Origin of the sequence: Clostridioides sp. ES-S-0006-03 (assembly GCF_020662275.1) — a bacterium.
GTDB lineage: Bacteria > Bacillota > Clostridia > Peptostreptococcales > Peptostreptococcaceae > Clostridioides.
This window is the reverse complement of sequence record NZ_JADGMM010000005.1, coordinates 17867-31255: the sequence shown is the minus strand read 5'-3', so window position 1 is coordinate 31255 and position 13389 is coordinate 17867. Positions and strand designations below refer to the sequence as shown.

General features: G+C 27.4%; 10 protein-coding genes. 2 read left to right on the top strand and 8 right to left on the bottom strand.

Translation table 11 applies throughout. The features are described 5' to 3' along the window. Positions 1-14 precede the first annotated feature (14 nt). Together IR151_RS08065 and IR151_RS08060 are read right to left on the bottom strand one after the other, a co-directional pair. Positions 15-710, bottom strand: a complete 696-nt coding sequence (locus IR151_RS08065; RefSeq protein WP_227434014.1) for an ABC-2 transporter permease — start codon at positions 708-710, stop codon at positions 15-17. Then, a complete protein-coding gene (locus tag IR151_RS08060) occupies positions 710-1570 on the bottom strand; it encodes an ABC transporter ATP-binding protein (RefSeq protein ID WP_227434013.1) in 861 nt (286 codons plus the stop codon). Before IR151_RS08060 ends, IR151_RS08065 begins: the two co-directional genes overlap by 1 nt. 136 nt (positions 1571-1706) lie before the next feature. Between IR151_RS08060 and IR151_RS08055 the strand changes: the two genes are divergently transcribed. Beyond that, positions 1707-2507: an NAD(+)/NADH kinase gene (locus IR151_RS08055; RefSeq protein ID WP_227434012.1), complete on the top strand. Its 801-nt coding sequence runs from the start codon at positions 1707-1709 to the stop codon at positions 2505-2507. 23 nt (positions 2508-2530) lie between these two features. Continuing rightward, on the top strand, positions 2531-3097 hold the full coding sequence (yfcE, locus tag IR151_RS08050) for a phosphodiesterase (RefSeq protein ID WP_227434011.1): 567 nt from the start codon (positions 2531-2533) through the stop codon (positions 3095-3097). A 372-nt stretch (positions 3098-3469) separates the two neighbouring features. On the opposite strand, the gene IR151_RS08045 is transcribed toward yfcE, so the two are convergent. The 6 genes from IR151_RS08045 to IR151_RS08020 all read right to left on the bottom strand — a co-directional run bounded on the left by IR151_RS08045 (position 3470) and on the right by IR151_RS08020 (position 13361). Next, on the bottom strand, positions 3470-4522 hold the full coding sequence (locus tag IR151_RS08045; protein ID WP_227434010.1) for a cell wall-binding repeat-containing protein: 1053 nt from the start codon (positions 4520-4522) through the stop codon (positions 3470-3472). A 209-nt stretch (positions 4523-4731) separates the two neighbouring features. Next, a complete protein-coding gene (pepT, locus tag IR151_RS08040) occupies positions 4732-5958 on the bottom strand; it encodes a peptidase T (protein WP_227434009.1) in 1227 nt (408 codons plus the stop codon). A gap of 88 nt (positions 5959-6046) precedes the next feature. Continuing rightward, the gene (gene ytvI / locus IR151_RS08035) at positions 6047-7099 is read right to left on the bottom strand and encodes a sporulation integral membrane protein YtvI (RefSeq protein ID WP_227434008.1); all 1053 of its coding nucleotides are present in this window, start codon (positions 7097-7099) and stop codon (positions 6047-6049) included. A gap of 150 nt (positions 7100-7249) precedes the next feature. Continuing rightward, positions 7250-8503 carry a hemolysin family protein gene (locus IR151_RS08030; RefSeq protein WP_227434007.1) on the bottom strand — a complete coding sequence of 418 codons (1254 nt, stop codon included), beginning with the start codon at positions 8501-8503 and terminating at the stop codon, positions 7250-7252. Between the two features lie 132 nt (positions 8504-8635). After that, a complete protein-coding gene (locus tag IR151_RS08025) occupies positions 8636-12163 on the bottom strand; it encodes an AAA family ATPase (RefSeq protein WP_227434006.1) in 3528 nt (1175 codons plus the stop codon). Beyond that, positions 12150-13361: an exonuclease SbcCD subunit D gene (locus IR151_RS08020; RefSeq protein ID WP_227434005.1), complete on the bottom strand. Its 1212-nt coding sequence runs from the start codon at positions 13359-13361 to the stop codon at positions 12150-12152. Before IR151_RS08020 ends, IR151_RS08025 begins: the two co-directional genes overlap by 14 nt. Positions 13362-13389: the final 28 nt, after the last annotated feature.

Below are 13389 nucleotides of genomic sequence, written 5' to 3'. Positions count from 1 at the left end.
CGCTATAATATTAATTAAAAACTTTTATAATTAAACTTATTTTTTTTTGAAATCTTAATAGAAAAATACATAGATATTATAAAAATCATTATAGTCAAAAATGTAATACTATATAGATTTATATATCTAGTATTAGTCATATCAGTAATATAATTTGAAAGGTATACGCCTCCTACCTTACTATAATTAACATGCTTTACTTGATATACTATCATACTAACCATTCTTAAAATACTCCCATATACAAAATAAACTAAAATACTTATTATTAATCCACAAATTTTCATTTTGCCATATCCAAATTTAAAAAATAAAGGAAGTACTATTGATAAAATTGCTAAAAATATATTTATAGAAAAGAACACATCATTTAAAACCATGCTTCTAAAAAACACTAATGATGTCAATTTACTTATTAAAGATGCAATTGTTGTTATAAAAATTATTAATCCCACACCTAATAAATACTTTGAATACACTATATCTTCAATACTAACTGGCATACTTCTTATAAATATTCTTGAATCACTTTCATAATCACATTCAAATGTATTTACAAAAATCAAATAACTTATGACAACACTTACAGTATAATACGAAATTGAATTAAGGAAAAAATAAAAAATAAAAAATAGCAATATGTACTTCAAATTACGAATCCCATCTGAACTAACTCCTACTATTAAATCTTTTCTTATCAAATTGAACATTATTTCACCTCATTTACATAATAATACATTAGTTCTTCTATAGTAGGATTTTTAACTTTATGTTTATCAATTTCTATCAATAAGCTTTTTACTTTTAAGCTATCTCCAACTTTTAGTAGTGCTTCACTATAATATTTATACTCTTTTACACCCACTATATTTTCTTTAATTTCGTCTAATTCTGCTTTATTTGCCCTAATTATTTTATATTCCTGCTCTATCATATCTTTCTTTATTGTAAAAATTTGATTTCCTTTATTTACAAAAATAAGATAATCCGCAATCCTAATTAAATTATCAGTATTGTGAGTTGAAATTATTACACTACTACTTCCATTTTTCACAAAATCTTTTAGATACTGCATTATTTCTTTTCTTACAATTGGGTCTATTCCAGCGGTTGGTTCATCCAAAATAAGTAGTTTTGCATTATGGCTAAGTGCATTTGCTAGCATAAGCTTCTCAGATTGTCCTTTGGATAAATTCTTAATATGTATATTTTCTTCTATTTCAAATTTTTCAAGATATTCATCAAATCTTTCTCTATCAAAATTACTATAAAATAAAGATACTATTCTTCTAAACTCTTTCACCTTTAAATGCGGATAAAATTGTAAAGAATCATATACAAAACCAATATTGTTTTTAAAACTTACTGGAGAGTTGTCAATTGTTTCATTACAAAGTTCAATTTCACCTTCATCAGCATCAATAATCCCCATTATAATTTTTATTAAAGTTGTCTTTCCAGAACCATTTGGTCCTATAACTCCAATAATCTCTCCTTCTTTTAATTCCAAGTTTATATTATTTAATTTAAATTTACCTAATTTTTTTGTGATATTTTTTACCTTAAACACGTCTTCACCTCTTATGTAATTTTTTATACCCCCTATACATATTTTAACACATTCACAACAAGCTAGGTCATTTATAAATTTATAAATTAAGAGTTATAAAACTATGTTATAATACAAAGTATGAAGAGGTGAATATATGAAAAGAATTATAACTATAAATGCAAACCAATTAAATAAGTCCCTTGAGACTAAAGAACTCTTAACTAGAAAACTTGTCAACGCTGGCTTTGAGGTGTATTCAGATATTTATCCAGATACAGAACTTATTATATCAATTGGCGGTGATGGCTCTTTTTTAAGAACAGTTAGAGATTTCGATTTTCCTGAAATTCCCATAATGGGTATAAATACGGGACATCTGGGATTTTTTCCTGATATTTTACCAGATAAGATTGATAGCTTTATTGAAGCTTATATAAAAAAGGATTATATTATTCAAGAAATGTCACTTCTTAATGCTGAAGTATATACAACTACTAGCGGCTCTAACATGCTTGCTGTAAATGAAGTTGTTATAAGAGGAGACAAGTCTAGAACTATACATCTTAATCTAAGCCTTGATGATAAACATATACAAAATTTTAGTGGAGATGGTATGATTATTTCTACTTCCACAGGTTCAACCGCCTACAACTATTCTGCTGGTGGTAGTATTGTTGATATAAAACTTGAACTTATGCAGATTACACCTTTACATCCAATAAACACTAATGCATATAGATGTTTTACATCAAGTATAATATGTTCAAATGAATCTGTTATAAAAATTGCACCAGAATACAGATTTGAAGATTCATTATTGATTGTTGTTGATGGGGTTGAACACAGATTTAGACAAATTGAAAATATAAAAGTTAGCATGTCTGATGCAAAAATAAAATTACTTAGGATGTCAAATTACGAATTTTGGCATAGAGTATCTGAAAAATTTTTATAGACTGCACTTAGGAGGATTTTAATATGAAAATAGGAATAATGAGTGATACTCATGGTAGTTTACTTTACTTTGAAAAAGCATTAAATGTATTATCTGATTGTGATATTCTTTTACATGGAGGAGATGTATTATATCATGGTCCTAGAAATGATATTCCAGAAGGATATAACCCTAAAAAATTTATTGAAGTATTAAACAAATTAGAAAATATTATAATTGTTAAAGGTAACTGTGATGCAGATGTCGACCAGATGGTAATAGAACATCCTATTCAAAGTCCTTATGTCATGAGCCAATTTGGAGAAATTAGGATTATATTAAATCATGGTTATACAGAAACAGAAGAAGAAATTATTGATAAATCAAAGAAAATGGGTGCTGACATATTAGTTTTAGGACATACTCATGTAAAGAAACTATATATGGATGACAATTTAATAGTTATAAACCCTGGAAGTACTTCTATCCCCAAAGATGGAAGCCATTCTGTAGCAATTATAGATATTATAAAAACTGATGATGAAGATGAACTTGAACTTGATATCAATTTAATCGATATTAATACTGGAAATATAATCAATATTAACTAAATGTAGTATTCCATAAGAATGTATTAAAAACGTTAAAGGCTAATACTTAAAACATATAGAGTAAATTTAATTACAAAAGTAAAATATATTATAAAAAGACACTTTACACTAAAGTGTCTTTTCTATTCTATATCATCAGAAAACTGTATAACAACATACGATATTGTAAAGTATCACAAAATTTCTACTAATTATGTTTTAAATAACTTCATCTGTATAACCTACAATATTATAAAGTGTATATTTGCACAAAAACAAGTAAACTAGGCTATTTGCAACTTAATTAGAATTTCAAATACATTAATTCAAACTTCTAATTAAACATAACTTAGTTTACTTGTCTCTATTATATAATATTGCCAATTGATAAAACTACTGTAATCCTAATGCTTCTGTATAAGGATTACTATTTTTTCCTCCACCAACTTGTACAAACTTATTTGCTTTTACTTTCTTTATAAAACTTTGTTGCCCATTACTTAAACTTCCACTTGCAAGAATGACAGGCGATTTTGTTTTTGCTGCCAATACTCCAGCAGCAAGCCCATCAACTAAATCAGCTTCTCTACCACTTCCATCCTTTGCAAAATACATATTACTAACCTTACTTAATTTTCCATAAAATTTTTCTAAAACTTTAGCATTTGTGTCTTTTCTATCTGTTCCAGCTAGTCTTTCTGAATTTACTAGTTGTCCCTCAAGTTTTTTGCTTATATTATATTCTCCACCTATTATGTATGTCTCATTTGAATTTTGTGTTATAAAACTTTTAGCCTCACTTCGTATACTATCTTTACTTGCATATATTATAGCCATATTATCACTTGCAGCTGGACTTGATATAGAAGTTGCATCTGCTAGACCATTATAGCCATTAACTACTGCTATTTTTGAAACGCCTAAATCTCCTGTATCATCCAATTGTTTAGTAAGAAGCAAAGAAGTTTCTTCTCTATCTGCTCCTCCAATTCTGCTTACTAAAACACCTATATCTTCAAGATATTTTTTTACATTTGATGAAATTGCTCCTTCACTTCCAATTAAAATAATTTCTTCAGGATTAAGTCTTGTTATCTCATCTGCTACATTTTCTGGTACATTATTTTTATTAGTAAGTAGTATTGGAGCATCCAATTTGCTTGCCAAAGGAGTTGAAGCGAGTGCATCTGGTAATGAATTTGAATTTACTAGAAAAACCCTCTCTGAGCCATTATTCCATCCACTTTGAGATATTTTTATAGCTGTATCAAATCTATCTTCCCCAATTAACTTTTCTCCCTTTGGAGATTTTCTGTTTTGAATATAGCTATTCATATTTTCCTGAGAATTTTGATTCTTGCTAGTTGTATCTGCATATACACAGCTAGGCATTACAAGCCCTAATACAAGTGCAAATACCATTATTTTTTTAGATTTAATTTTCAATATAATTCCCCCTTATTTAAAATATTAATACTTATAGACACTCTGCAATACTTATTTATACCCCAAAGTAAATATAATTACCTTTTATCAAGATAATTATAAAATAGCTACATCATCTTAAATACAAAACAAACTTATAATCCATTTGTTTCATAAAGAATGATATAGCTATTATAACTTTAAACTCTTAATTTTTGAATACTTTTTAACTAAACTCTTTCAGCATATTTTTCAGCTATTCTTATAATTAATTTAGTAGCTTTCTCCATAGAACTAACTGGAATACATTCATTTTTACCATGGAAGTTTAATCCTCCCGTAAATATATTTGGACAAGGTAGTCCTTCAAATGATAGTCTTGCACCATCAGTACCACCTCTTACAGGAACTAAACGTGGCTTTATGCCTACTTCTTCCATTGCCTCTTTGGCTATATCAACGATGAACATAACTGGCTCAATCTTTTCTTTCATATTATAATAAGAATCTTTTAAGTCTAGTTCCACTCTATTATCATATTTCTTATTTATTTTTTCTATATTTTCTATCAATATAGATTTTCTTTGTTCAAATTTTTCTCTACAATGGTCTCTAATAATATAAGCCATGCTTACAGTTTCAACATTTCCATTTATAGTATTTAGATGCCAAAAGCCTTCATAACCTTCTGTTGTTTCTGGTCTTTCATCCGCTGGGAACATTTCTGATATTTCAGCTGCTATATGTATAGCATTGACCATTTTATTCTTAGCTGAACCTGGATGAACGTTTCTACCATGTATGGTAATAGTTGCATTTGCTGCATTGAAGTTTTCACATTCAAGTTCTCCAACTACTCCTCCGTCTAAAGTATATGCATATTTTGCTCCAAATTTTTTAACATCAAATAGATTTGCACCTCTTCCAATTTCCTCATCAGGTGTAAATCCTATTTTTATATCTCCATGCTTAATTTCAGGATGATTGATTAAATATTCTATTGCAGTTACTATTTCGGCTATTCCAGCTTTATCATCAGAACCAAGCAAAGTTGTTCCATCAGTAACTATTAAATCATCTCCTTTAAATTCTACTAATTCTGGAGAATCTTTTATATAGGTAACAACATTTAATTCTTCATTTAAAACTATATCTTTTCCATCATAATTTTTTATTATTCTTGGTTTAATATCTTTTCCACTTATATCTTCAATTGTATCCAAGTGTGATATAAACCCTATAGTATCTACACCTTCAACATTTCCTTTTAAAGTAGCCATTACATAACTGTTTTCATCTAAACTTACTTCATCAATACCAATTGATTTTAACTCTTCAACTATATATTCAGCTAAAACTCTTTGACCTTCTGAAGATGGACAATTTTCACATTGAGAATTCGATGTTGTATCAAATGATACATATTTTAAAAATCTTTCTACTACTTTTTGCTTCATGCATATACCTTCTTTCTTACAATATTAATGGAATTTTTATTTATTAGTGAATAAAATTTTACTACAAAAATATATTAATTATTTATAGCTAAAAGATATCCACCTTCTTAAGTATATCATGCATACATACCAAACCCAAACAAAAAATTACTCCTATTATTCCCTTTACCTGAATTCCAATAAAAATTGCAGCTAGTGTTGCTAATGGATTTAACCCAACATTTACTGATACTAATTTAGGTTCAAGTATTTCTCTTATTAGAGACAAAACAAAAAATATTATAGTCATACTTACAGCTATAAAATAATTTTTTATAAGAAAATAGTACACGATTATTGGAAGGTATATTGTTATTATTCCTAAAAATGGAATTAAGTCCATTAAAGCTCCTACAAAAGCTACTATAAGACCATATTTCAATCCAAATATAGCAAAACTTCCCCATATAGTAAAAAAAGTTATAGCCATAAGTATTGTATAAGCTCTTATATACCCTACAAGAGAAAGACCTGCTTCCTTCTTTACATTCTTTACCTTTTTTCTTACATCACTAGTAAACATATTATAAAAATTATTTTCAATTTTATCTAAATCTTTTGCTATAAAATATGTAGCAATAAACAAAGTAATTATAAATATTATAATATATGGAATAGAAGTAGCCAGTCCAATTATACTTGTAAGGAGATTTTTTGTAATATGCATTACTTCATTACTAAACTTACTTACTAATTGTTCTATATCAAAGTTAGCTATTTCTTGAAATGATTTCATATAGTTATTTACTTTATTTAAAAAATACATAATTGTATTGCTTATATCTTCAGGGTTGGCAGATATATTATTTAAGAATCTCATTAATTCTTTCACTGAATTTATTGCTATTATTGTAGTAACTGTACTTACTACTGCTACTGCAAGAAAACTCAAAACTAATGTGGATACACCCTTATTGATGCTAAACTTATTTTCTAATTTTTGGGATATAGGATTAATCATAAGAGCTATTATTCCACCTAAAAAAAATGGAGCTATGTATGGAAACGCTTTATAAATAAAGATAAACAACAATGTGTATATACAAAAAAAGATAGTGTTATTTTTTAATTTGTATAAAAAATCATTTTCTAATATATTCATCTTAAAAATCTCCTTCCTTCTAATTTATATTTCTATTTTGTCCATTTAATACTAGTTTTATTTGAATATAAAATAAAAATAAGTGCATTAAATATAGAATTTAAATTCTACATTCAATGCACTTATAATAAATTTAAGAACATTATTACATCATGTATATATTCTTATTTTTTTTATTCTGTTTTTTTCTATACTTTCTATACAAAATCTTATATTATCAACTTCAATTACTTCATTTTCTTCTGGCAGTCTGCTTAAATGTCCAATTATAAACCCACCTATAGAATCAAATTCTTCAGATTCTAAGTTTACACCTATAAGTTCATTGACATCACCAATTTTAGTACTTCCATCTACAATATACTCATCTTCTTTTATAACTTGTATTTCATCTTCTTCTTCATCATATTCATCTTCTATATCACCAACAATTACTTCTACTAAATCTTCTATAGTCAAAAGCCCAGATGTCCCACCATATTCATCTACGACTATAGCCATTTGACTTTTTTCAAGTTTCATCTCTTCAAGAAGCTGTGTTATCTTTTTAAACTCATATGTGAAAAATGGTTCTCTCATATAATTTTTAATATCAAATGACTCTATTTCCTCATCTGATAAAAATATAATATCTTTTATATTAAGTATTCCTATAATATCATCTACAGTTTCTTCATATACAGGCATTCTACTTAGTTTTTCTTCTTTAAATACTTGTATGATTTCATCGTAACTATCTTCCATATCTATAGCTACCATATCTATTCTCTGTATCATTGCATTTTTAGCTTGCATATCTCCAAATTCAAATACATTATTTATGATTTCTCTTTCTTCCATTTCAAGGACGCCTTCTTCATGGCTTACATTTACCATAGTTTTTAATTCCTCTTCAGTTATAAATGACTTGGCTCCTTTATGTGTTATACCAAACAATTTAAATATAACATTCGTAATTATATTAAATACCCATACTACTGGTCTTAATACAAATATAATTACTCTTATAGGCTTAGATACCAAAAGAGAAACCTTTTCTGAGTTACTTGCTGCTATCGTCTTTGGAGTAATTTCACCAAATATTAACACTAGTACTGTCATAACAGCTGTAGCAATTGCTACTCCTTTTTCTCCCATCAACCCTATAAACAGTGACGTTGATATGGATGTTGCTGCTATATTTACAACATTATTTCCAACTAATATAGAACTTAAAAGTTTATTTGGGTTTTCTATTAATGAACTTACTAACTTAGCTCCTTTGACTCCTTCATCTTGCATATATCTTATTCTGATTTTACTTAAAGACATTAAAGCTGTCTCTGATGCTGAGAAAAATGCAGACCCCATAAGTAATACTACTAAAATTATAATCTGGACCAAACTATTGGGCGATTCCAACACTTACCACACTCCTACTTACTTGTTTTTTTATATTGACATTAATTATAAATAAATTTAATATTAGTTTTAATTATATCACAATTATATATTTTTTGGAAATGTTAGATAATATATTCAATTAACATATTGTTTCTAACTATATTCAATTTTTACTTTTGAACCTACACCAGCTTCACTTGATGAAACCAATAACTTAACAGGAACCCTATTTTTAAGTTCTTCGACATGACTTATTATACCCACACTTAGATTATTACTATGCAATCTTTCCAATGATTCTATAACAATCTCCAAAAGTTCACTGTCCAATGAACCAAATCCTTCATCTAAGAAGAAGAATTCAAGCGGTGCACTTCCTTTTAATTGTATTTGAGATGAAAGAGCAAGTGCTAATGATAGTGAAGTTAAAAATGTCTCTCCTCCAGATAGAGTATCAATACTTCTTCTTTCTCCTCCATTAAAATTATCTCTCATTACAAAATTGAGTGTTGAGTCAATTTCAAGTGCATATCTTCCTTTAGTTATTCCTTCTAGTCTTTTTGATGCTTCTAAAGCTATATACTTTAGTTGATTTGTAGAGACATATTCTACAAATTTATTTCCTTGTATACATTTATCTAATTCTTCTAACAAATCTACTTTATGTTCAACCAATCTAAGTTCCTTATTAAAATCATTTATCTTATCTAAAGAATCTTTTAATGTTAGCAACCTATTTTGATTAGCTCCAATGTCTTTGGATATATTTCCTATTTCTACTTTCATATTATAAATATTATCTTTTAATTGTTCAAAGTATTCTTTTTTAATAATTCTTCCATTTAATTTTTCTTTTGATGATTTTATTTTAAATGATAATAACTTTTGTTCTTCTTCATATTCTAATATTTCTTCAATCAATTTTTTTACTTCTTCACTTTCTAATAACGCTCTTTTTACTGCGTATATACTTTCAAACTTGTTTTCTGCTAGCAGTTTATTTAATATTATTTTTTGTTCTTTATATTGTTCTTTAGCAGTTTTAAGTCTTCCATCTATATTGTGCTTTTCAGCAAGATTTTTTTCATATTCTGACCTTTGTTCTTCTAGCTTTACTTTACTAGACTCTTCTTGTTCTAGTATCTTGCATATACGTTCTTCAACACTATGTAAAAGATTTTCAGCTAAATCACCTTTTGTTATGTTAATTACTTCTTTATACTTACTGTCTCTATGCACTTTTTTTTCTACATATAACTCTCTAGCTTTTATTAACTCTAATTCTATTTCATGTAGCTTACTTTCTTGTTCTCTTATTTTAATATCTAATAAATCTCTGTTTTTTAATAAGTTTGAATATCCAGTATTTAATAATTCTAATTTTTTTTCATTTTCTCTTATTTCTTCTACTTTTGATGATAGATTTGAAACTTTAGTAATTGTTTTTAATCCTAAATACTCTTGTTTTAATTTCTTACATTTATGTTCCAGGTTTTCAATTTCGATATTTAAGTCTTTTATTAATTTCTTATAGTTATTCAGACTTTCATTTATCTTTAATTCTTCTTTTTCAATTCTATTTTTTTCTTCTTTTGCCAATGTTATTTTATTTTCGGTGCTTTCCTTCTCTTTTTCCCATTCTTGAATATTAGACTTAAGTACAGCTAATTTTCTTTGTTCATCATCAAGTCTTTTAAATAATTGACTTGATGGAATTTCCCCAAGCTTTCCTTTTACATCTTCCAATTCTTTAGTTTTCATTTTTTCTACAGACACATAACCACTTACTTTAGAATTTAATTCTTCAATATTGTGTCTTATGCTTACTTTTTCTTTTTCCAATTTATCCAATTTGTCTTTGACAAAAACTATATTTTCATCATAATTAGTTATATTATGATTTTCATGGTGCTTTGAACCACAAACTGGGCATGGCACATTTTCTTTTAATTCACGTCTAAGTTCAGAAGCCAAATTCAAGTATTTCAGTTCTTCCAACTCTTTCTCAAGGTCTTCTCTATTTTTTCTATTATTCTCAAGCTTTTCATTTACTAGACTTAGCTCTCTCTCAATATTAAATTTCTTTTCTAAAACTACCTTTAATTCATCTTGTATATTATTTTTCTTACTTTCATTTTCTTTGGTATTATTTGCCTTATTTCTTAATTCAGTTACATATTCAGATTTTAAAAGCAAATCTTCACTTTTACCAGGACATTTCTTAAGAAGAACATCTAAATGAAGAGACAAACTTTCTAGGTTATGGTTGATATCATTTTTATCTCTATCAATATATCTAACTTTTAAATTTATATCTTCTGTATCCTTAAATATTTCTCCTAGCTTATTTATTTTTTGAGTTTTCTCTTCTAGTACTTTATTATAATCTTTCTCATATTCATATGCTAAAAATATTTTTTGTTTTAATTCTGCACTTATATTTACTTTATCTATTTTTCCTTCAACTTCTTTTACAGACTTAATAACTGCTTCTTTTCTAGATTCAGAATCTTTTTTTAGTTTTTCTAACTCCATTTTGTTTTTACTTAAATCAAGGCCATTTTCTTTTAATTCTTTTAATTCCTTATCTAGTAAAACTAATTCTTCTTCTAGTTTTATTGCTTGTTGTAACTTTATTTTTTCCTCACTTAACTTAGGAACTTCTTCATTTTTAATTCGACTTATTTTTTCATATCTATGCTTTGTAACTTCAAGTTCTTGATTTAAAATTACTAATTTTTTATCTAAATTATCTACTGTGAAACTGTCCTCTTTTATTCTTTTTTCTAAATTTTGAACTGTGCCTATATATGGGTCCACTCTTCTTGCATTATTATCATTTTCTACAAGATTAGTTTTTTCTTTTATCTCATTGCTTTTTAGATTAAGTTCATTTTTTCTAAGCTCATTTTTCTCTAGTTTCAATTGTTCCTCATATATTACTTTACTCTCTTCATAAGATTTTTGAGCTAAATCTAAAGTTTTATTTTTATCTTTTTCTAGTTTTTTTAACTCTATTAGTTCTTGATTGATATTATTATACACTTCTTCTGTAATTCCATCGTATTGACTTAATTTTGATTTCAAGTCTTTTAACTTTTGCAAATGTAAATTTTTTCTCTTTTTTACCTTATCTCCAAGACTTCTTCCATACTTTTCAAGATTGAAAATTCTCTCTAACATGTCTCTTCTATCTGCACGTGATAATCTCAAAAACTCATTGAATTTGTCTTGTGGTAAAACTACTGACCTCGTAAAATCGTTTGATGTTAGTCCTACAACTTGAGCCACTTTTTCATTTACTTCAACAACTTTATCAGCCAAAACATTTTTTGTATTATCATTTAACACCTCTACTAATCTAGCGCCAGAAGTTTTTGTTCCTGTTTTACTTCTTACAATAGTTCTATCTACAATGTATCTTCTTCTTGTATTTTTGCTTCCTATCTCAAATTCATATGATATAATTGCTTTGTCACATACACTGTTTATATATTCTTTTGTATTTCTAGATATATTTCCATACATAGCAATGGTTATGGCATCTAAAATTGTAGATTTCCCACTTCCAGTAGTCCCAAATATTCCAAACAAACCTCTTTCAATTAGCTTTTCAAAGTCTATAACTTGTTTATCAATATAACTATTAAGTCCAGTCAGTTCTAATCTAATTGGTCTCATCTGTTGATTCACCTTCTTCACTTATTATATCTAGAAATAAATCCATAAGTTCTCCTTTTGGTTCTACTCCTCTACTAAAGGAATAAAATTCTTTGAATAATTCTGCCATAGACTTTTCTTTTATATCTACACTTTCTTGTTCATAACAAGATGTTATTATCGGTTTTATCTCTATTATGTCTTTTAATAATTCTTTCATTTTTTTAATTTCACTTTGAGATATTATCTCATCAGTATTTATTTCAAAGTATGACCAAATATCTCTACCTTGATTTTTCTCACATATATCTAAAGCTTCATCTATACCATTACATTTAAATACTTCTATTGGCTTGTAATTATTAAAATAAATTTCCTCGATATTTGGTTTTTCTCCTGCTTTTATATCCACTATATACGCACCTTTAGTATATGCTCTTTCATCTTTGCTGTATTGAAGCGGAGAACCAGAATAATATGCATTTAAACGTTCAGAAGCTTTTTGTTGTTTGTGCAAATGTCCTAATGCAGTATATTGAGCTTTTTCTGGTAAGTCTTTTTTTTCAACCAGAAAGCTTCCCCCTAGTTGTATTGGTCTCTCTGATTCTGTACTCTCTCCACCTATTACAAATATATGTGATACTGCTATATTTATAGTATCGCTTCTAAAATTTTCTCCTAAACTTCTAAATATATCACCTACTTTTTCAGAGTAAGTCTTTTGCTTTTCCAAATCATCTTCACTTGAAAAAACCTCATTTAATCTTTTTTCACTTGGATAAGGTAATGTAGCAATTACAATACTTTCTCCATTTATATTTAGTGTTGTGCATCCTTGTACAGCCTCTATTATTTCAAACTTTTCATACTTAGCTCTTTCTGTAGAACTTGATGGATAACCAAATATAAGTATACCCTGTTCATGTGCTAAAGGTGTTATTGCAGAAAGTCTCTCTGGATTATCATGATTCCCAGAAATTATTATTACACATCTTTGTCCATTATTAGCAAGTCTTGAAACAGTTCTATAAAACAGTTTTTCTGCTTGAGCTGGTGGATTAGAATTATCATATATATCACCAGCAATTATTACCATATCAACTTCATTTGATTCTACTATTTGTATGAAGTCCTCACAAAATTTTGCCTGCTCTTCAATTCTAGAGTGGCCTTCTAGGTATTTCCCTAAATGCCAATCTGATGTATGAATGAATCTCATTTTTTCCCTCCCCATTTATATTTATGTC